We start from the raw sequence: 21,550 nt of genomic DNA on the forward strand, positions 1-21,550 counted from the left end.
GTAATTCTTACTAATTAAAACAGCGCACTAGCGCTGTTTTTTTGTATACTATTAAGCATCTCACTACATATATAGGTAGGTGCTTGTGTTTCAAGTTTATCACTCTAATCAGCTTTCTCTTTTAAAAGATCTTCTTGTTGCACTGATGCAACAATCTCCACTTGAAAACCCCTTTGATAATGAAACCATTTTAGTACAAAGCCCGGGTATGGCGCAGTGGTTACAGCTAGAAATAGCTGCTTCAACAGGCATTGCTGCTAATATAGATTTCCCCTTACCCGCGAGTTTTATTTGGCAACAATTCACCCATATTTTGCAGGATGTGCCAGAAAGTAGCCCGTTTAATAAAATGTCGATGACGTGGCATATCATGCAGTTATTGCCTGAGTGTTTAGATGATCCTGATTTTTCAGCCTTACAACATTATCTTGAAAATGATGACGAATGCCGTAAACGCTTCCAGTTAAGCGAAAAAATAGCGGATATTTTTGACCAATATTTAGTGTATCGTCCTGAGTGGATTGATCGCTGGGATGAAGTTGATAGTAGTGAAATAAGTGACTGGCAAGCCGATAATCCTAAGTCCATTCCGTTATGGATAGAAGAGCAACGCTGGCAGGCTAAATTGTGGAAGAAACTTAGCGAAAAAATAGAACTCGGTTTTAGCGAGCAAGGCAAAGCGTATCACCGTGCTGGGCTTTATAAGGCATTTTTAAGCAAACTTGAAGACACACAGAGTGTGAGTCATCTGCCTAAGCGCATTTTTATTTTTGGGATCTCCGCATTACCCGAATCATATTTACAAGCACTGTTAGGCCTTTCAAAGCACTGTGAAGTGCATTTTTTATTAACGAATCCTTGCCGTTATTATTGGGCAGATATCATTGATCCTAAATTATTGGCAAAACGCTTTGCACAGGAACGTCAGAAGTTAATTGTTAAAAAAGGAAAAATTGAAAACCTTTCAGATTCTAGTTGGCAAAAAGATGAAGCACATCTTAATTGGGCACTCAGTGAAGATGAGCAAAGTGAAGTAGGCAACCCATTACTCGCTTCAATGGGAAAAATGGGCCGTGATTTCCTTTATCAGCTTTACAGCCTTGAGCAAAACGAGATTGATGCTTTTGTTGATATTAATCGCGACAGTCTACTGCACAATATACAAGCAGATATCTTAGAATTACAAGACAGTAGCCAAGCACTGAGCTTATTAGCTACTGGGCGAAGTATTATTGAAGAAGGAGATCAGTCATTAAGCTTGCACCTTAGTCATAGCATCATGCGTGAAGTTGAGGTATTACACGATAATTTATTGAGTATGTTTGACAATGATGAACAGCTAACACCCAAAGATATTATTATCATGGTGCCTAATATCGACCAATATGCACCCTATGTGCAAGCGGTGTTTGCAAATCAAGGCTTTGATTCTAATCGTTATATCCCTTTCACTATTTCTGATGTCAGTGCGCAACAAGAAAATCCTGTATTAGTGAGTTTTCTGCAATTATTAAACCTTAATAGAAGCCGCTATACCCGCGAAGATATTCTAGGGTTGTTGGAAGTGCCTGCTATTTTACAGCGCTTTAAACTTACTCAAAATGATTTTGTGTTATTACAAAAATGGATAAATGAGAGTGGTATTCGTTGGGGGCTAAACGAGCAAAGCAGCGAGCAATGGGATTTACCTAAACTCTCTCAAAATAGCTGGTTATTTGGCTTAAAGCGTATGTTACTCGGTTATGCGATGGGTGATGATCTCTTTCAAGGCATCTCTCCTTATGATGATGTACAAGGTTTACAAGGGGATTTATTAGGCCGATTTATCGATTTCATTGATACCCTGATCAACCTTGAAACTAGCTTGAAGTCGACGTATAACGCCGCGCAGTGGCAACAGTTTATTTACCAACTTGTTGATGATTTTTATCTTGAAAACGATGAAAACAGTGATCTGTTTAGTCTGATTCGCGAACAGGCTGATAACCTAGTAAAAGGCACTGAAGAGGCACAATTTGACGAGCCTATTTCACTGTTTGTATTACTTGAATACCTCGAAAATCATCTTTCAATGCAATCGAACAGCCAGAAGTTTTTAGCCGGTAAAGTGAATTTTTGTACACTTATGCCCATGCGTTCTATTCCTTTTAAAGTGGTCTGTTTACTGGGTATGAATGATGGGGTTTACCCGCGTAATATCGTGCCAATGGGGTTTGATTTAATGGCGGGGCATCGTAAACGCGGTGACCGTTCGCGTCGTGAGGAAGATCGCTACCTCTTTTTAGAAGCGTTACTCTCTGCGCAAGATAAGTTATATATCAGTTATATTGGTCGTGATATCAATGATAACAGTGAAAAAATGGCTTCTGTGTTGGTTACGGAACTCATTAACTATTGTCAGCAAAGTTATGTATTAGCAAAAAATAGAGATGATGAAAGTGCACTTGCTAGCGCACAATTATTAGCAATGATGAGTAATTTTTACCCGATGCAAAGTTTTAGCGAATCCTATTATAAAGGGGAATTGAATACTTATAATCCGATTTGGTGGCAAGCGTTAAACGCACCACGCAGTGAAAATGAAAATTTATTACAGGCGTTACCCTTAGCGGAACCCTTAGTGGAGGTGCAATTATTACACCTTAAACAATTCTTGAAACATCCTTGTAAAACATTTTTTAATCGTCGTTTAGATATTTATTTTGAGCTTGATGATCACGAGCAAGATAACGATGAGCCTTTTGCGCTTGATAACTTGCAACAGTACCATCTTAAAGGGCAACAGTTCGAAGTGGCACTGGAAGGGCGCTCACTGATTGATCTTTTTAAAGAGATTAAAGCGACTGGTGAATTACCACTTTCTGAGTTTGCACCCCTGGCTTTTAATCGTGATTTACAAGAGATGGTTGATTTAGCGGATATAACCGCAGGTTACTTTATTGGCGAAATGGAAACCGTAACGGTTGATTTGCAGTTTGCAGAGAAACGTTTACTCGGTGAGTTAACGGATCATTGTGATAATGGTTTAGTGCGTATTAAAACCGGTGGCATCAAAGGTAAAGACATCTTAACCTTGTGGTTAGAGCACCTTTGTTACTGTATTACCCATGGGCAAAATCTTAATTCTACTTTACTCGGTCAGGGTAATGGTATCTTTTTTGAAGAGGTGCCTGCAGATTACGCATACCAGCGTCTAAGTGAATTGATTGAGTTATATGAAGAGGGTTTACAACAGCCGTTACCTTTCTTTATTCAAAGTGCTTTTGCTTGGTGTACCTTAGTCAATATTCAACAGCCGAATTGTTTTATTCTTGAAGATATCGACTTTGAGACGCGCTCTGAAGCGCAGAAAGCAGCACTGGACATTTTTGCTAATAGCCGTGGTTTCCAAGAAGGAGGCGATCCCTATATCAGCCGTGTTTATGATAATTTAGAAGATAACTGGTTAGATTTTGAACGTATTGCATTTAAAGTATTTAAACCAATTTTTAGTAATATAAGCACCATTGAATATGGTGAGGGTGAGGAATAATGACAGATAATAATAGCATAAAACCACAATCATTAGACCCGTTAACCTTTCCTCTTTATGGCATGCGTTTAATCGAAGCCTCGGCCGGTACGGGAAAAACCTATACTATTGCGAGTTTATTTATTCGTCTTTTATTAGGTCACGGCAAAGAATATAGTCACCAAATACCATTAACGGTGGACAAAATATTAGTGGTGACCTTTACCGAAGCGGCCACTGCTGAGCTTCGTAGCCGTATTAGAGAACGTATAATCGGCGTACGTTTAGACTTTATGAAAGGGCAAAGTGGCGATCCCTTTATCCAAACCTTGATTAATCAAAGTGATGATATCGGTATTGATATTCGTCTATTACGCTTTGCTGAATTACAGATGGATGAAGCGGCTATTTATACAATTCATGGCTTTTGTCAGCGTATGTTGATGCAAAATGCCTTTGAATCAGGAAGCCTGTTCCAACAAAATTTATTAGAAGATGATAGCCAACTGTTATTACAAGCGACCAATGATTTTTGGCGTCGCCATTTTTACGACCTGTCTATTCCCTTAACAGAGCTTATTTTTAGCTATTGGCAACATCCTGATCAATTAAAGAATGAGTTACGTAGCTGGCTATCTCGCCATGATTTGCAATTTATTCCACATATTGAAGACTTTGATTTTAAAGCTAAATATGAAAATAGTTTAGCGAAAATAGAGCAATTGAAGAATGACTGGCTAGCGAGTCAAGGCGATTACCTGGATATTATTAGTCACTCTGATGTTTCTAAACGTAGTTATACCAAGAAAAATCTGCCTAAATGGTTAAAAGAGGTATCTGATTGGGCTTTTGTAGTCAGCAGTTCATTAGATTTACCTAAAAATCTGATTAAATTTTCACAGAAAACCCTGGATGAGAAAACCCCTAAGGGCGCAACACCTACTCATGCCATATTCGATGCTATCGAAAAGATACTTGAGTTAGACCTGTCCATTAAAAATACTATTCTGATCAAAGCGACCGAATGGGTGCGTGCTGATTTACAGAAGAGCAAACACAGCCAAAGTTTATTGGGTTTTGATGACTTATTACTGCGTCTTGATGATGCGTTACAAAATTCACCTGAGAATCACCTTGCAGAGCAGATAAGAGCGAGTTATCCGATCGCGCTCATTGATGAATTCCAAGATACCGATCCGGTGCAATATCGTATTTTCCAAACGATTTATTCTACGCATGAAAGCGTTGCAGAAAGTGAAGGGTCTGAGCAAGTAAATACAGAAGGTAATACTGAAGCGAACACTGAATTATCTATAATCGAAGCGCCGTTACGTAGCTCTGGGTTATTTATGATTGGCGATCCTAAACAAGCGATTTACAGTTTTCGTGGTGCGGATATTTTTACTTACATGAAAGCCCGCCAAAATGTGGCGGCCCATTACAGTTTAGACTTTAACTATCGTTCATCACCAGAAATGATTAATGCGGTGAATACCTTCTTCGAGTTTTGCCCTGCACCCTTTATTTATGAGGATGATATTCCATTTATAGCGGTACAAGCACCTAACATTAAACGTAAAAAATTGGTGGTGAAGAACTTTGACGATCCAACCCAAACGGCGTTACAGTTTATTCACCCAGTGAGCGGTGAAAATGCGGATGGTTTTAAACAATCAATTACGATTGCTTGTGTCAATGAAATTAAAAATCTACTGATGCTTGCCCAGCAAGGCAGTGCTTATTTAGAAAGTGTTTCGGGAGATAAAAAATCCATTGGCGCGAATGATATTGCGATATTAGTGCGCACGGGTAAAGAAGCCGCGTTAATCCGTAAAGCCTTACTTGATGAGAATATAAACAGTGTTTACCTGTCGCTTAAAGAAAGTGTTTACGCCACGCCATTAGCCAAAGATCTACTGTTTATTTTAAAAGCCTGTTTAAATCCAGAAGATGAACGACTACTTCGTAGTGCGATTGGCTGTAAGTTGTTTGCACTGAGTCCTGTAGAAATTCATGAGCTACTTTTTGATACCAAAATATGGGAACAGAAAATAGCGCAATTCTTTGAATACCAAGCGTTATGGAACAAAAGTGGCGTGTTGGTGATGTTACACAAACTGTTCAATGAGCAGGGCATTAATCAACAGTTACTCAAAGATGCCAAAGGGGAGCGTTTATTAACCGATCTATTGCACCTTGGTGAATTATTACAAAAAAATAGTGTTGAGCATGATGGTGGTTTTGCCCTGATGCGTTGGTTCGGTGAGCAAGTAAGCCAAGTAAACGGTGATAATAGCGAACAAAAACAACGTTTAGAAAGTGAAAAAGACCTGATCCAAGTGAGTACCTTACATAAATCAAAGGGCTTGGAATACGATATTGTATTTATGCCGTTTACCGGGTTACACCAAAAACCACGTGATTGTTTATATCACGACCCTGAACAAGACTTTCAGCTGTTTTATGATCTGCAAAATAATAGTAAACATGTTGCGCTAACGGAAAAAGAACAGTTAGCCGAAGATCTACGTCTTTTATATGTTGGCCTAACACGCAGTGTTTACCGTTGTTATATCGGTATTGGCAGTTACAAAACAGGACGTGTTAAAAACAGTCCATTGGCAAAAAGTGCACTCGGTTATATTTGCCTGAAAACCAGCAAAGACTTATTAGCGGGTGATAGTGCGGGTTTAAATAGCCATCTCGATAGCATGTGTAAACAAAGTAATAACATCTCTGTGCGTACAACACCGATTAATAACGAGCTTCCTTATATCGTTGAACAGGGGGATTACACGCTACAGCCACCGGCTCAATTCACAGGAAAAATAGAGCGCAACTGGTGGATAAGCAGTTATTCGTCATTGTCTCGTTTTCATACCGGCAGCCACCAAACACCTGTTACATCAAATGTTATGGGTAATGAGTTGCTTGAGATTGAACTTGAACCTAAAAAGACGCCTTTTAGTTTCCCCAGAGGTGCAAAGCACGGTTCTTTCTTACATTTGTTGTTTGAGTTAATTGATTTTCAAAACCAAGATGCAACATTGATGAGTGCCATTATTCAAGAACAGCTTGAGAAACACCTTTATAGTGACGTTGATCTTTGGACGCCTATTTTAGTCACATGGTTTAAGCAATTACTCGCTTTTCCATTAATGGAAAACTTTGCTCTTAATCAATTAACACCCCGCGCTAAAAAAGTGGAGATGCAGTTCTTTATCGATATGAAAGCGTTGCACTCTTATCAGGTCAATAAACTGATTAAACAATATGACGCACTTTCACAGCGTGCAGGTGATTTACAATTTCAGGGCGTACAGGGTTTTCTGAAAGGGTTTATTGATTTAACCTTTGAGTTTGAAGGACAATATTACCTGTTAGATTATAAGTCTAACCATCTTGGTGATAGCCTTGAAGATTACAATCAGACTAATATCGAAAATATGATGGTCGAGCATCGTTATGATTTCCAATATCAATTATATACCTTAGCGTTACACCGTTTATTACGCTCACGCCTGCCTGACTATGATTACGAATTACATATTGGTGGGGTTTTTTACACCTTTATTCGTGGCATGCAGGACAAGGAAAATTATGGCGTTTATTTTAATAAACCCGATTTTGCATTGATTGATGGATTAGATAAATTGTTTAGTGGGGAGGCAAGCTAATGTTAGAGACAGTCATCACGGATAACACAATGCTCAACGAGCTAAAACAATGGAAAACCTTAGGTTTATTACGTGCGATTGATTACCACTTTGGACAGTTTATTGGTGAACTTGGCGCTGATAATTTAACCGTATTAAGTGCTACTTTTTGCAGTGAATATTTAGGCCTTGGGCATATTTGTCTACCGGTCGAAGAGATAGCAAAACAGCTAAATGAGAAGTGTTTAAAAACAGAGACTGATTTTCAGACCTTTTGTGAAACGCATGATTTAAACTGCTTGTTGCAAAACCATTTCCCCGCAGGTAATAGCGAAACCCATGCTCGTTTAACCAATTCTAATTGCGTAAGCATTAAAGATGAAGAGACAAAAGCCCCTCTGAGCCTTGAATATGACGCGTTATATCTTCGTCGTTACGCACAGTTTGAGCAATTGATTGCCGATAAACTCCTACATCAACCAGAGATTATTATCACTGGTGATGTAAAAATGGAGTTAGATAAACTGTTTGCGGTTAATTACAACTATATCTATCAAGCTTATTGCCTTGATAAACAACAATCTTTAACACTGCTCTGTGAAAAATATTTGGATGTATTAGCAGAAAATAGCTTAGATTGGACCGCTATTGAACACTGTTTTAAAGCGGCAAACAGCGCGCAGGACTTAGCTATTTTAGACCAATTAATTCCACTTGAAAGTCGTTGTGATTGGCAAAAAGTAAGTGCAGCCTTGGCACTTTGTAGTGCTCGCTGTGTTATTTCTGGAGGACCCGGTACGGGTAAAACAACCACCGTGACTAAGTTACTGGCGCTGTTATTACAAGTGCGTGAAGATCTCAACATTAAAATGGTGGCGCCTACGGGTAAAGCGGCTGCGCGATTAACCGAATCAATTACCCATGCGTTAGAGGATTTAGACGTTGATCAAAGTATCAAAGACAGAATCCCTACTCAAGCAAGTACCATTCATCGTTTATTAGGCGTAAAGGCAAACAGTAACCACTTTCGCCATAATGAAGCGAAGCGTTTAAATTTAGATTTATTACTGGTGGATGAAGCCTCGATGGTTGATTTACCTTTAATGGCCAAATTGTTAATGGCACTACCTGAGCATGCGCGTTTAATTTTACTTGGCGATAAAGATCAACTTGCTTCTGTGGAAGCGGGTGCCGTATTAGGGGATATCTGTGCATTTATCAATTCAGGTTATAGCGAGAAAAAAGCCAAGCAACTGGTTTCATTAACGGGTTTTGATAGTTTGCTTAATACACAAAATAGCGCGCCTAAGAATAACGCTGGCATGGCTGATAAATTATGTTTATTGAAAAAAAGTTACCGTTTTGATCAATACTCCGGCATTGGTTATTTAGCAGCTGCCATCAATCAAGGCAAAGCAAGTGCGAAACAGGTACTTGCACTGTGTGAAAAATACGACGACCTGAGTCATTATGCCAATAACGACAGTAGCCATGAATTATTAAGTCAGTTGATCGCCACAGGATATGCCACCTATCTTAAAAATATTGCACAAGTGACCGTGGACAACCGCGATTTACCAAAAAAGTTATTAAAGCAGTTTAGCCAATTTAAGATTCTATGTGCTATTCGGGAAGGCGATTGGGGCGTGATGGGTTTGAATCAATTGGCTGAAACCGTGTTAAACAAAGCGGGGCTTATCACGCTTAATAGTGATAACAACCAGCTCGCGAATAACTGGTATGTTGGCCGACCTGTGATGATAACCCAAAATAATTATCATCTAGGTCTGTACAATGGTGATATTGGTCTGTGTTTATTAGATGAAAATAATCAACTACGTGTCTATTTCCAGATGGCAGATGGTGAGGTTTATGATTTTCAGCCGAGTCGACTGCCGAGCCATGAAACTGTATTTGCAATGACAGTGCATAAAAGCCAAGGGTCTGAATTTGAACATACGGTATTAGCCTTGCCACAAACGCAAATACCGGTTGTCACCCGTGAGCTTATTTATACGGGTATTACCAGGGCTAAAAAACAACTAACACTGTTTGCCGATTTGCCTTTAATGGCGCGAGCGATCAAAGATAAAACATTACGTTTTAGCCGTTTGGTTGAGCGTTTACAAGCGGAACAATAGAATGATTGATATTACTAATGAAGCACAATTACGCGATATTATTGGCACGCCTAACCCGATGGCGAGTAAAAAGATCTATCCATTTTTGAACCCACGTATGCTCGATTTTATTGAAAAATCGCCTCTACTGATGTTATCAACGGTTGATGAGTTTGGCTTTCCGACTATCTCCCCTAAAGGCGATAAACCCGGTTTTGTAAAAGTGAATAAACAGGGCCAATTACTGATTCCTGAATTACGTGGTAACAAACTCGCATTTTCATTAAATAATATTCTTCAGCATCCACAGGTGGCACTGTTTTTATTAGTGCCGGGCAGCATGGAAACACTGCGCATACACGGTGAGTGTAAATTAGTGACGGGCGAGCTGATTTGTAAAAAATTAGCATCAGATTCTCATAACGCGCTATTGGTCTTAGAGATAACCGTTAAAAATGCTTATTTCCATTGCGCCAAAGCTTTATTACGTAGCCAACTCTGGGAAAGTAATACTTGGCCGGATCCGATTAAAATCTCCTTTGGCAGGGAGATTTCTGAGAATAGTGGGGCCGATGATCAATTTATTAAACAGGTTGATGAAGCCGTCGCAGGGCGTTATGTCACTGACCTATAAAAGTATCCATCACTTTATTACCTGAGTTTTGGGTAGAAAGGATTATTAATGACACCAGCAACAAAATTATTAAAAAAACAAAAAATAGCCTTTACCTTGCATGAATATATACACGATAAAAACAGTGCCTCTTATGGATTAGAAGCCGTTGAAAAGCTGGGCATTAGCAGCGAATGGGTCTTTAAAACCTTAGTGGTTGCATTGGATAATGGTGAGCTAGTGGTTGCGATTTTACCGGTGGCTGAAAAATTAAGCATGAAATTAGTGGCAAAAACCTTTAGCGCTAAAAAAGTGCAGATGGCAGATAAAGAAGATGTTTTGCGCTCAACGGGTTATGTGATGGGAGGCGTCAGCCCACTCGGACAGAAAAAACGTTTAAAAACAGTGATCAATAGCAGTGCCTTTGATGTTGAAAATATATTTGTCAGTGCTGGAAAACGTGGTCTTGAAGTACAGTTAAAAGCAATCGATTTACAGTCTTGCCTCGGTGCAAAAAAAGAAAATATTTGCTTATAAAATGTCCTTTCTCTTTAGGGCTGACTTATGTTAATCTCGCCTTTTTTAATCCTAACCCTTTTTTGACAGCGAGAGTAGAGCAATGGCCGAACAGTTTTTTACACTGTACTTAAAAATATTTTTTATGATGACACCTTTCTTTGTTTTATCACTGTTTTTAACCATGAGTAAAAACTTGACTAAACCTGAGAAGAAACAGGTCATTTTAAAAGTGACCATTGCTGTCATTGTCTCTGGCCTGGTATTTTTATTGTTCGGTAAATATATATTTAGTATGTTTGGTATTACGCTTGATGCTTTTAAAATTGGCGCTGGTACAGTGTTATTTTTAAGTGCATTGGATATGATCCGTGGTGATAATGACGTTGAAAGTAGCGAAACAAGAAGCAGTGATTTTAATCGTAATGATTTTGCGATCGTGCCTCTTGCAATACCGAGTGTGGTTGGCCCTGGTCTGATTGGTGTCCTGATGGTCTACGGTGCTGAAATATCTGGTCCCGTTGAAACAACACTGGTCTCGTTATCACTGATTGCCGCTGCTGTTTCGCTGGCGGGAGTCTTATTGATTGCGAATAAACTCCAGCATTTAATGGGTAAGCAAGGTTTGGAAATATTACCTAAAATTACAGGTTTATTTGTTTCTGCCATTGGCGCACAAATTATTTTTTCAGGTATACAAGGTTTTTTAAACCTCTAAAAACCTATAAACGGTAAGGTTCAAATATGAAAGAATTAACGGGTAAATGGCGTTTGTGGATGGATCGTGGTGTTGAAATACAAGTACAAGAAAGTCAAGATGGAGAGCTAGTCTGGCGTGAAGCGGGTGGCAATGACTTACTTGAACGTTTGAAGTTTAAAGTGTCGTGGCAATTTGTCGGTTGCCACGAATAGGAAAGCGTTAAGGCTTTAGTGCTAGAAGGCTAGAAGGCTTGAAGCAAAGACTTTCTAGCATTCTAGCTTTCCAGCTATCAGTTAACAGATGCCTGTTGGTAATTTAGCATCTGACCAGATGGCATATTCATTGCCATTTGGGTCGGTAAAGTGGAAACGAATACCGCCCGGAAAAGCAAAAACGGGTTTAATGATGTCACCGCCTGCTTTAACAATCTCACTTTCTGTTTGGCTAATATTATCACTGTAAAGCACGGGTAATATCGAACCAGTGGCCGTTGTACAGGTTAAATCTGGGTGGAAATAAAATCCGCCATTAACGCCAGCTCCCCAAAATACCATATACTCAGGGCCGTAACTCTCAAACGTCCAACCAAATACTGCGCTAAAAAAGTCTTTTGTTACTTCCATATTTTTACTTGGGATTTCTAGATAATCAATTTTCATTAATGCACTCCTAGTTAATATTTATTTAACGGTATTACAATTTGTACTGTTGCACCTTGATCTGGCACCAAAACATTTAAGGTTGCTAAAGGGTGATGTAGCGTTAAACGTGCTTGAATATTTTTAAGCGCAATCGACTCCTGCTCGGGTTTTTCCTCAACACTTACCTCTGCATGTACCTCTGCACTTACCTCTGCAAAACCAACGCCACTATCTGCAACTTCAATGATCAATTTCTCCAAGGTTTGTTTAATGGTTAATGTGATTAATCCTTGGTGCCCTTGAGGGGCAAGTCCGTGTGCAATTGCATTTTCAATAAGCGGTTGAATCAGTAACGGAGGCAGGCTTATATCTTTTAACTTTTCATCTGTTTTTTCAATAAAACGAATATACGGGAAACGTGTTTGTTGGACTGCTATATAGGCGTTAATGAGTGTTAACTCATTGGCGATGGTGCCTTTAGTGGTTTGCGTGGAAGGCAGTGATTGGCGCAGAAAAAAGGTGTAGTCGGTTAACAAGTGTTCCGCTTTTTTGGGGTCACTGGTGATATATTGTTTGATATTAGCCAAGGTATTAAACAGGAAATGGGGATTGATTTGCGCTTGTAATAAGAGAAGTTTATTTTCTTATCTTTGTACTGGAAAAGTAGCATCACGGGCATGGAAATAATGGCGACTAAAATAATCAGTTCAGGTAAAGTAAAGAGGTCTGGTCGTGGAGAAAGTTAATGCCAATTAAACTTGCGAGTAAAACAGGGACAGGTAAGAAATAATAGAGCTTTTTATAATCTGTTTTAAAGGGGGGATGAAGCACTTTTGCGGTTTGAATGATAGTAACAATGGTGAGGCCGATGCTTTGTGAGGCTAAAAATTGTGTTAATACATCAACGTTTGAATTAAGAATAAAAATAACAATAATGCAATTGACGATGAAGGTTATTTGTACCGCTTGCACAATTTCTTGCACATCTTCCTTGGTGATAATTACAGCTTCCATAGCTTTCTCATTTGTAAGTTCCGTTTTTTTGCTATTTTATTGACTTTACCTGTGGGTTGCAAGCTCAGTGATCATAAGAGGAACGAAAGATCAGCGTGTTTTAAAGCGATGAATATGAGCTCGGCTGACGGTTAGTTTTTCGAGAGGATTCGACAGTGTTAATTCCAATCGACCGGTTAAGGTTTTTTTACTGTATTTAATCTGCTTTATATTAACAATACTATTACGATGAACACGCCAAAATTGCTGCCCATCCAACTCTTTTTCTAATTCTATTAATGTTTTACTGATTAAAAAGGTGTTATCAAGCGAGATCACTTTTACATATTTCTGCTCGCTCACAAAGCAACACACATCATTAATATTGAGAAGCTGTGTGTGATTGCCTTTTTGTACCGGTAAGCATTGTAAAGTTTCGGGCGTTGCTGGCAAAGAAGGCGTGGCTAAACGCATTTTTAAGCGTGTAATGGTGTCGGCTAATCGTGCCTTGCAAAGTGGTTTGAGCAGATAGTCGCAGACATTAAATTTAAACGCATCTAAGGCATGATTCGGATAAGCCGTTACTAATACAATTAAGGTTTCTATTTTATGTTGAGCACAATACTCCGCTATTTCTAGCCCGGTTTGATAGGGCATCGAAATATCCAAAAAGGCAATATCAATGTTATTAGTCATTAATGCATTTTGTGCGCTTCGCCCCTCAGGGAAAATATCCGTAATGGTTAATTCGGGCCATAGCGTCTTTAAGGATTTTTCAAGCACCTTCGCTAAAGGGTGTTCATCTTCTGCAATAATGGCGGTGAGCATTGCGCTTTTAGTCGGGTATTGTGATGGTTGCATCCGTGCCTCCCTGTGTCTTTTGTAACACCGATAAACTGGCGTTTTTATGTGTTAGTTGTAAACGCGCCTGAATATTTTTTAACGCCACCCCGTTATTATTTTCATTACCTTTTTTATTACTTTTTTTGTTTTTATCACGACTATCAAGTCCAACACCATCATCAGTGACGATGATCTGTAATTGTTGCTTCTGTTGCTTAATGTGTAATGTTATTTTTCCTTGATTACCCTGTGGTGCTAACCCGTGAATTAAGGCGTTCTCGATTAACGGCTGAATGAGCAAAGTGGCAATGGGTACTGCAGTAGAGGATCTTGTATATTTTTAACAAAGGTGACGTTAGGGAAACGTGTTTGTTGGATGGCCATGTATGCATCAATCAAGGCGACTTCGTCGGCTAATGAACCTGTTTTTTGTTGCGTAGTTTTCAAACTATGGCGCAAAAATTGCGTGTAATCATTGAGCAGTTGCTTGGCTTTATCGGGAAAGTCATCAATATAGGCATCGATATTAGCGAGTGTATTAAACAGGAAATGCGGGTTGATTTGTGCTTGTAATAATAACAGCTTACTTTCTAGCAAGGCTTGTTCGCTCTGTGTGCGTTTTATTTGTTCCTGCTGTAATGAGATTTTCGATTTCTTCTCATTATTACGATATTGAAAAACAAACAGTGCCGGTAAAGTGATAATAAAAATGAGGCCGTATAGCTCCAATAGGCTTGTATATTGTCCAACAAAGTTATGCCCGATAAGGGTGGCGATTAATACTGGAAAGGGCATAAAGAAATACTGATATTTAAACTCTAAAACAAGTATGGGAAAAAACACATTGGCAATATGAATAATACTTACAATGGTTAAGCCGATACTTTGTGCGGCTAAAAACTGCTCGATAAAAGTAGATTCAGAGATCATCAAACTATTAAATACGGCAATCAGTGTATTAATGCAAAAAGTGATTTTCACCGATTGTATTGCCTCGGTAATATCTTCTTTATTGATGGTTATATTTTCCATTGTAATCCTATTTGTACTCTATTTTGCCATGGGATGCGTTTGAATTCTGTTTCTGATGTGCCCGATGCAAGTTCCATTGATAACCAACCGCTGAGATTAAAGGTCGCGAGATACTCGTATTTTAATTGTGATAATGCACTGATATCTCCACCTATAAAGCTGTTCGCGGTGATGATGTGATCTTCAAGTGTGTATTGTAATTGCGCAAAAAGGTAATGTTGTTGATAGGCTTGTGTATAAAGCTCAATCAAATGATTTTGATACTGTTGTGCTTGTTGCAGTGATTGAGGCTGAAAGTCGTTGATGGCGTTTATTTGAGTCTGGGATAGTTTCTCTTTTTGATAACTGTATTCCATTAATAGCTGTAAATGTGTTGATGTCCAAACACTGCCAATAACACCTTTAGGCAACCATTGATCCTCTTCTGCTTGGCCATTGTAATGAGGCGCGATGGTTAATGTGCTGTCGGAAAATTGATCTCGCCACACACTACCTCGACGGGTAAAAATACTGCCGTGGAATTCCCAACTATTACCGACGACATAAGTAAAGGTCGCGCCTAACCCAATATTATTTCCCTCATATTGTTGAAGCATGAAGCTACTTGATAACGCGAAATAGTCTTTTTGTAAAACCAGTGCCCATTGCTTTAGATTTTCAGTGGCGACACTATTACCTTCAAGCGCGAGTAATAAACTCAGGTAATAATCATCTAACCACAGTGAAACATTGGCCATTTGTAACCCCTGTGTTGAAGCAAAGTCATCAAAGGGATTATTAGTGGACTCAAAAAATCCAACACTGCGCAGTGCATAACCCGGATCAAGCGCGCTATTAAATTGCCCTAGTTGCCAAAAGTCATTTTCACTGGCTAATAAACTAAAAGAATAGGAAAGTTCACTTAATTTAAATTGAGTGTCACTTTGCAGCCCATGACTGTCATTTCCTGTCTGTGTTGGTGGCTGATAAAGTTGGTTATCTAAGCGCCAGACTGCAATAAGCGATTGATATTGATGATCGCTAATAAGGGTACTTTCACTTAAAACACTGCCCATTGTCGTGGCGACTTTATGATGAGAAAGACGCGTTGCGAGCGTGGCACGATGATCCACGTCTTGCCACTTTGCTTGTGTTAATACGAACCGATCATCAGAAAATAGATCGTCAGCAAACCGATCATCCGCAAACAAAGATGGCATGTAACTCAATAGCAGCACTGCTAACAACGTTTTCATCTTTTGATAAAACCTTGGCGTGTAAAAATATGTTTACTGAGTTTCTTCGCCTGGTAATCACTGTTGTGCATTAAGGTATATTGCGTTTTTTTGTTGGGCTGGGTGAACTTTGTTGTGCTGATTCTTTGTGGGTTGTCTATATCAGTAATATAGGTGGCTTGTTTCATGAGTTTTCCACTGGCAAGGTAAAACTGCGCATTAACAGGGCGTAAACTGTCTTTTTGTAAACACAGGTTTATCTTACGATAGGTTGCCGATTTACGAATCGCAGTCACGCTAAAGCACACTGAATCAGTTTTTGTCACCACTGGGTTTTTATCCCACTGATATTCATGTTGCCAGCTTAACGAGGAAACATCGCCGTAACTTGCTTGACCCATTAAACGTTGCATCGGTGTAATACGAATCGCTTTATGAGTGCGTGGGACATACAGCCACATCGCACTTTCTGTTAATAGTACCTTTTGACCTTTACTGCGTTGGTTTAGCATAGTCACGCGCGAGTCTCCTTGCTCATTGACTTGAATGAAGAACTCACTGCTTTGTTGTTTCTCTTCGTTTTTATAAAGAGTTAATGCGCTTTTTAGCTCACCACTTTTAAAAGGCATACGGTAACTGTCCGCTGCTATTATCCATGCTTGTACTTGTTGCTCTGTTTCAGTGGCAAAACTTGTTGATGTAACTAGGGTTAAAAATCCCAATAGGGTTAACCTGCCAAATGAAGCGATGTATCTTAGTAACGAATCTATAAGCCTTGGCATAATATTTCCTTTAATAGTGATTAATGGCATTGATAACATCCATTTTTAGCATTTTTTTAGCCGGTAACCAGGCTGCTAGGGTACAACTCGCTAACATCGCCATACTGATGAATAAAATAGCGGGCAGATCCCAATTGATAAAAAGGGGATAACCGATACTTCGACCGGGAAGAGGGGGCATTTCAAACTGGCTGATGTTGATAAACACAATCACTAAACTTGCGCTTACAATACCGCTGAGAATGCCGCATAAACCAACAATAAAACCCTCTAACGCAAATAGTGCGCTAATACGTTGTTGGCTAAAACCTAAGGCGCGTAATGTGCCTGATTCTGCAACGCGCTCCATAATGGCCATCACCATGGTATTGTTAACTGAAAGTAATACCACCAAGAGAATAATGCAACCCATCACACCAAAGATGTTGTTATATAGGCTGACTACATTTTGGTAATAGGGGAACAGTTGTAACCAGTTTTTTTGTGTTACGTGATTTATCTGTTGCGATATTTGTTGGCTGATTTTATCGGTATCGCGGGTTTCATTTAATGAAATAACTAAACGATTAACACTATCGGAGTCACGTAATATTTTAGCCGCGCTAACGGGAATCATGACACTGCGTGCATCCATTTCAGGAATACCTGAGCGGTTAATACCCACCACTACGACATCAATCGCATTAATGCCCTGATAAGCGGTGCTCGCGAGTAAGGTGATTGAATCACCGACCCTCACTTTAAGATCTCGTGCTAAAACGTCACCAATAACGGCAGTGTAAATATCTTGTTCATTAATAGTGGTATCTTGAACCACGTTATAGGGCAGGTTTTTGCCTTTTATAATCGGGGTGAATAAGGTTATCTTTTGTTCTTTCGCAATATTCACTCCTCGGCCCATAATGGCAATGGTGATATCACCCGTGGAAGCGAGGCCTTCAAATAAAATACGCTCGGTGCTTAAACGCACTTCGGGCATGGTTGCCAGTTGTTGCTGAATTTTCTGTTGTTGGATTGCGCTAAAACCGCCTTGGTCGATCTCTTTATCACTAAAGGCATTGGGTAAGGCAAGCTGAATATGGCCAAGCCCACCTTGAATGGTACTTTCACGTAGCCCCTCGTAACTTGCTAATACATAACCGGCCGCAATTATCAGTGAGAACGCGCCAAGCGCAACAATAGAGACAGCGATTAATGAACGTCGTGTATTACGAATCACGTTTAACCAGCTGAGTTTAAGCCACTTCATAGTTACTTCCTTGTGATGATTGTAAAACGCCATCATTGAGTGTGATGGTGCGATCTATATGTGTCAGCAAGCGTTGATCGTGTGAGGAAAAAAGCACGGTTAATCCGGAGGCTTGATTCATCTCTTTAAGTAATAACATCAGTTGCAATGCCGAGTGGCTATCTAAATTAGCCGTGGGTTCATCGGCTAATAACAGCGCAGGCGAGCTAACTAATGCACGTGCCACCGCGACACGTTGTTGCTGACCACCCGAAAGCTGTTTGGGTTTATGATGTAGACGATTGGCCAGACCTACTTTTTCGAGTATCTGAGCGCTCTTTTCTAATCGTTGTTTTTGACTGAGGTTAGTGAGCAATAACGGCATTTGAACATTCTCAAGCGCACTTAATACGGGGTTCAAATTAAAATTTTGGAAAATAAACCCTAACTTCTGTGCACGAAACTTCTGTAACTCGAGCTGGTTTTTAAAATTAATGCTTTGATTAAATAACTGCACTTCACCGCTGGTGGGTTTATCTAATGTGCCAATAATATTAAGCAGGGTGCTTTTACCACTGCCTGAATAACCATTAATAGCAACAAACTCTCCTTGTTGAATAGACAGATTAACGCCTTTTAATGCGTGGATCGTTTCTAAACCCTGCTGAAACGTTTTATGTAAATCGCTCACTTCAATTAACGTTTTCATCGCTGCCTCCTTAGCGCTGCAGATAATCGGCTAATATGTCATTTGTTTGTGTTTGTAAATATTCAGGCAAGTGATTAAACGCAGGGTGTTGAACGGCATGGCTTAAGGTATCGATAGTGGCTTGTTGTTGTTTAAAAAAACCAGGTAGTTCAGCGGTGGTTAATCCAAAGGTTAAATCGGCATTAAGTCGCTCAGCACTGCTTACATCAAATTTATTTTGTATCGCTTGATAAGCGAGTTCCATTTTATCAATACAGCGATTAACTGAATTGACTTGATTCCAAGGCATCCAGGCATCACGACCAACTAAACAATGACTGCTGCCTACGTAAAGTTGCGCGAGGGTATTATTAGGGTGTGCGTTTAAGTAACTTTCAAAGGCTTGCAGGTTCTTATCGGCATTGAATTGTTCAAGTTGTGTTTGACGAAATTGTTGGTTGAGTGTTTGCCAATCTAATAAAGGTGTCGCGGCTTGTACTGAAAAACTGCACAGGCAGGTAAAAGTGGTTGCTAATATTTTATGCTTTATTGTGTGCTTAAGTGTGTTGTTAAATCGGTCGTTAAGAAGGCTCATCGTTTTATTCCTTTAGGATTGCGAGTACGTTAAAACAGCAACAAGTATAAGGAGAGCAACTGATTGGCGGCAATTGAATTGCGATGAAGTGGGTTTTTGATGGGATAAAGTGGTCAGAATCAACTCACCCGAGTAAAAATGTGATGCGCGTGCGGTGTAAAACTCGACTCTCACAAAAAGCATGTTTATAATGGCGCGTCTTAAATTTCATCAATCAATTTGATTTTTAGTTCTTAACAAGAAAATATCAGGCTTTTTTTAGACTAGCCCTTGTAATCTCTTAGTTTGCCCTCACTTTAAGCAACAGATTAAGAATTTTAAAAATACTAACGTAAAGATAAAGGAAAACACATGCAAGTTTCTGTAGAAGCATCTCAAGGCCTAGAACGTACACTAACAATTTCTGTTGCTGCTGAAGTATTCGAAAAAGAATTTGATAGCCGTATTCGCCAATTATCAAAAACACAACGTGTTGACGGTTTCCGTGCTGGTAAAGTACCTGCTTCAGTTATCATGAAACGTTTTGGCGCTGCTGTTGAAAACGAAGTAGCGGGCGAAGTAATGCAACGCAACTTTTTTGAAGCAATCATGGCTGAGAAATTAAACCCAGCTGGCGCACCAAAAGTTGAACCTAAATCACGTAAAAAAGGTGAAGAGTTTGTTTTCACTGCTACGTTTGAAGTTTACCCAGAAGTTAAATTAGCAGAACTTGCTGAACTTACTGTTGAAAAAGAAACTGCTGAAGTAACTGATGCAGATCTTGATAAAATGATTGGTACTCTACGTAAGCAACATGCTACATGGACTGAAGTTGAAACTGATTCTGTTGACGGCAACCAAGTAACGGTTGACTTCGAAGGTTCTATCGACGGCGAAGTATTTGAAGGCGGTAAAGCTGAAGCTTTCCAAATCGTATTGGGTTCTGACCGTATGATTCCTGGTTTCGAATCAGGCATCGTTGGTAATAAAGTAGGAAGCGAATTCTCTATCGAAGTTAACTTCCCTGCTGAATACCACGCTGAAAACCTAAAAGGTAAAGCTGCACAATTTGCTATCAAACTAACTAAAGTTGAAGAGCAAATTTTACCAGAAATTACTGAAGAATTTGTTAAAAAATTCGGCGTAGAAAGTGGCGATATTGAAGCACTTAAAACTGACGTTAAACAAAACATGCAACGTGAACTTGAGCAAGTGCTTAAAAACAATGCAAAAGATGTTGTATTAACAGCATTAGTTGAAGGTAACGTTATTGAAGTGCCACAAGCATTAGTTGCTGGTGAAGTAGATGTTCTTCGCAAACAAGCGATGGAACGTTACGGTAAGCAAATGGACCCTAAAAACATGCCAGAGCTTCCAGCTGAATTGTTCTCTGAGCAAGCTGAAAAGCGCGTTAAAGTAGGTCTTCTATTAGGCGAAGTGATCAAAACGAACGAACTAAAAGTTGATCAAGCTAAAGTAGCATCACTGATTGAGTCTGCAGCTTCTGCATACGAAAACCCAACTGAAGTGATCGAGTACTACAAAAATAATAAAGAGATGATGCAAAACATGGAAAATGTTGCATTAGAAGAGCAAGCGGTTGATTTTATCATTGAAAAAGCTAAAGTAAGCGAAGTGAATAAATCGTTTGATGACGTGATGAACAAAACTGCTGCACAATAATTTTACGTTTAGCGTAAAAATTGTAGCAACTGTTTAAGTTTTGAATGGCTCGTGTGATATCACTCGGGCCATTTTTCATTCATCGCGCCCATAGTTAACACTCAATTACACAATTTTAGGATAGAAAATGTCAAACCCATTTGCTGGAAGTACTGATCCAATTAATAATACGCTTATACCAATGGTTGTAGAACAAACAGCAAAAGGTGAGCGCTCATACGATATTTATTCTCGTCTTTTAAAAGAGCGTGTTATCTTTTTGACTGGCCCTGTTGAAGACCACATGGCTAACGTTATTGCTGCTCAGTTACTGTTTTTAGAGTCTGAAAGCCCAGAAAAAGATATTTTTATCTACATCAATTCGCCAGGCGGTTCAATTAGTGCTGGTATGGCAATTTACGATACAATGCAATTCATTAAACCAGATGTAAGCACTGTTTGTATGGGGATGGCTGCGAGCATGGGCGCATTCTTATTAGCAAGTGGCGCTGAAGGTAAACGTCATTGTTTACCAAACGCTAAAGTGATGATTCATCAACCACTTGGCGGTTTCCAAGGGCAAGCATCTGACTTTGAAATTCATGCAAAAGAGATTTTGGCAACAAAACAACGCATGAACGAGTTATTGGCTTTCCATACTGGTAAAGACATTGAAGTAATACAGCAAGATACAGACCGTGATAACTTTATGCGCGCTAATGAAGCCGTAGAGTACGGTATCGTAGACTCTGTATTAACTAAGCGATAATCGACAAG

Annotated in this window: 20 protein-coding genes and 1 pseudogene; 9 read left to right on the forward strand and 12 right to left on the reverse strand. The window is 39.4% G+C overall.

The genetic code is table 11. From position 1 onward, the window contains the following. Positions 1-85: 85 nt before the first annotated feature. The 7 genes from recC (at position 86) to CXF74_RS21905 (ending at position 11,328) form a co-directional block, all read left to right on the forward strand. A complete protein-coding gene (recC, locus tag CXF74_RS05325; protein WP_101081365.1) occupies positions 86-3,532 on the forward strand; it encodes an exodeoxyribonuclease V subunit gamma in 3,447 nt (1,148 codons plus the stop codon). After that, complete coding sequence (recB, locus tag CXF74_RS05330; RefSeq protein WP_101081367.1) at positions 3,532-7,188, forward strand: exodeoxyribonuclease V subunit beta; 3,657 nt, start codon at positions 3,532-3,534, stop codon at positions 7,186-7,188. Before recC ends, recB begins: the two co-directional genes overlap by 1 nt. Next, complete coding sequence (recD, locus tag CXF74_RS05335; RefSeq protein ID WP_232772446.1) at positions 7,188-9,308, forward strand: exodeoxyribonuclease V subunit alpha; 2,121 nt, start codon at positions 7,188-7,190, stop codon at positions 9,306-9,308. Before recB ends, recD begins: the two co-directional genes overlap by 1 nt. 1 nt (position 9,309) lies before the next feature. Continuing rightward, a complete protein-coding gene (locus tag CXF74_RS05340) occupies positions 9,310-9,921 on the forward strand; it encodes an MSMEG_1061 family FMN-dependent PPOX-type flavoprotein (RefSeq protein ID WP_101081369.1) in 612 nt (203 codons plus the stop codon). 48 nt (positions 9,922-9,969) lie between these two features. Beyond that, on the forward strand, positions 9,970-10,437 hold the full coding sequence (gene ybaK, locus CXF74_RS05345) for a Cys-tRNA(Pro) deacylase (RefSeq protein WP_101081370.1): 468 nt from the start codon (positions 9,970-9,972) through the stop codon (positions 10,435-10,437). A gap of 82 nt (positions 10,438-10,519) precedes the next feature. Continuing rightward, positions 10,520-11,134 (forward strand): MarC family protein, encoded by a 615-nt coding sequence (locus tag CXF74_RS05350; RefSeq protein ID WP_101081372.1) that lies wholly within the window; start codon positions 10,520-10,522, stop codon positions 11,132-11,134. Between the two features lie 26 nt (positions 11,135-11,160). Then, the gene (locus CXF74_RS21905; protein ID WP_157822332.1) at positions 11,161-11,328 is read left to right on the forward strand and encodes a hypothetical protein; all 168 of its coding nucleotides are present in this window, start codon (positions 11,161-11,163) and stop codon (positions 11,326-11,328) included. An 81-nt stretch (positions 11,329-11,409) separates the two neighbouring features. Here CXF74_RS21905 and CXF74_RS05355 read toward each other — a convergent pair whose 3' ends face one another. The 12 genes and pseudogenes from CXF74_RS05355 to CXF74_RS05405 all read right to left on the reverse strand — a co-directional run bounded on the left by CXF74_RS05355 (position 11,410) and on the right by CXF74_RS05405 (position 19,132). Next, a complete protein-coding gene (locus tag CXF74_RS05355) occupies positions 11,410-11,775 on the reverse strand; it encodes a VOC family protein (protein WP_101081374.1) in 366 nt (121 codons plus the stop codon). 14 nt (positions 11,776-11,789) lie between these two features. Further along, entirely contained in the window at positions 11,790-12,206 is a 417-nt protein-coding gene (locus CXF74_RS05360) for a sensor histidine kinase (protein WP_332870265.1), read from the reverse strand. Next, positions 12,180-12,383: pseudogene (locus CXF74_RS22990) on the reverse strand (histidine kinase); the annotation flags it as partial. The pseudogene CXF74_RS22990 and the gene CXF74_RS05360, both read right to left, overlap by 27 nt. A 76-nt stretch (positions 12,384-12,459) precedes the next feature. Then, a complete protein-coding gene (locus tag CXF74_RS05365; protein ID WP_101081378.1) occupies positions 12,460-12,771 on the reverse strand; it encodes a hypothetical protein in 312 nt (103 codons plus the stop codon). A 90-nt stretch (positions 12,772-12,861) separates the two neighbouring features. Further along, positions 12,862-13,611 (reverse strand): LytR/AlgR family response regulator transcription factor, encoded by a 750-nt coding sequence (locus tag CXF74_RS05370; RefSeq protein ID WP_101081380.1) that lies wholly within the window; start codon positions 13,609-13,611, stop codon positions 12,862-12,864. Further along, the gene (locus tag CXF74_RS05375) at positions 13,586-13,894 is read right to left on the reverse strand and encodes a sensor histidine kinase (RefSeq protein ID WP_157822333.1); all 309 of its coding nucleotides are present in this window, start codon (positions 13,892-13,894) and stop codon (positions 13,586-13,588) included. The genes CXF74_RS05370 and CXF74_RS05375 overlap by 26 nt, the downstream gene beginning before the upstream one ends. Next, positions 13,876-14,625, reverse strand: coding sequence for a histidine kinase (locus CXF74_RS05380; protein ID WP_101081384.1), 750 nt, complete (start codon positions 14,623-14,625; stop codon positions 13,876-13,878). The genes CXF74_RS05375 and CXF74_RS05380 overlap by 19 nt, the downstream gene beginning before the upstream one ends. Beyond that, complete coding sequence (locus tag CXF74_RS05385; protein ID WP_101081385.1) at positions 14,613-15,860, reverse strand: hypothetical protein; 1,248 nt, start codon at positions 15,858-15,860, stop codon at positions 14,613-14,615. Before CXF74_RS05385 ends, CXF74_RS05380 begins: the two co-directional genes overlap by 13 nt. After that, the gene (locus CXF74_RS05390) at positions 15,857-16,621 is read right to left on the reverse strand and encodes an outer membrane lipoprotein-sorting protein (protein ID WP_157822334.1); all 765 of its coding nucleotides are present in this window, start codon (positions 16,619-16,621) and stop codon (positions 15,857-15,859) included. The genes CXF74_RS05385 and CXF74_RS05390 overlap by 4 nt, the downstream gene beginning before the upstream one ends. A gap of 10 nt (positions 16,622-16,631) precedes the next feature. Then, complete coding sequence (locus CXF74_RS05395; protein WP_157822335.1) at positions 16,632-17,870, reverse strand: ABC transporter permease; 1,239 nt, start codon at positions 17,868-17,870, stop codon at positions 16,632-16,634. Continuing rightward, positions 17,857-18,558 (reverse strand): ABC transporter ATP-binding protein, encoded by a 702-nt coding sequence (locus tag CXF74_RS05400; RefSeq protein WP_101081388.1) that lies wholly within the window; start codon positions 18,556-18,558, stop codon positions 17,857-17,859. Before CXF74_RS05400 ends, CXF74_RS05395 begins: the two co-directional genes overlap by 14 nt. 10 nt (positions 18,559-18,568) lie before the next feature. Next, a complete protein-coding gene (locus tag CXF74_RS05405) occupies positions 18,569-19,132 on the reverse strand; it encodes a hypothetical protein (protein ID WP_101081389.1) in 564 nt (187 codons plus the stop codon). 351 nt (positions 19,133-19,483) lie between these two features. Between CXF74_RS05405 and tig the strand changes: the two genes are divergently transcribed. Continuing rightward, positions 19,484-20,794 (forward strand): trigger factor, encoded by a 1,311-nt coding sequence (tig, locus tag CXF74_RS05410; protein WP_101081390.1) that lies wholly within the window; start codon positions 19,484-19,486, stop codon positions 20,792-20,794. Positions 20,795-20,921: 127 nt separating this feature from the next. Beyond that, entirely contained in the window at positions 20,922-21,542 is a 621-nt protein-coding gene (gene clpP, locus CXF74_RS05415; RefSeq protein ID WP_101081391.1) for an ATP-dependent Clp endopeptidase proteolytic subunit ClpP, read from the forward strand. The last annotated feature ends 8 nt before the right edge of the window (positions 21,543-21,550 follow it).

This window comes from Psychromonas sp. Urea-02u-13 (genome assembly GCF_002835995.1).
GTDB lineage: Bacteria > Pseudomonadota > Gammaproteobacteria > Enterobacterales > Psychromonadaceae > Psychromonas.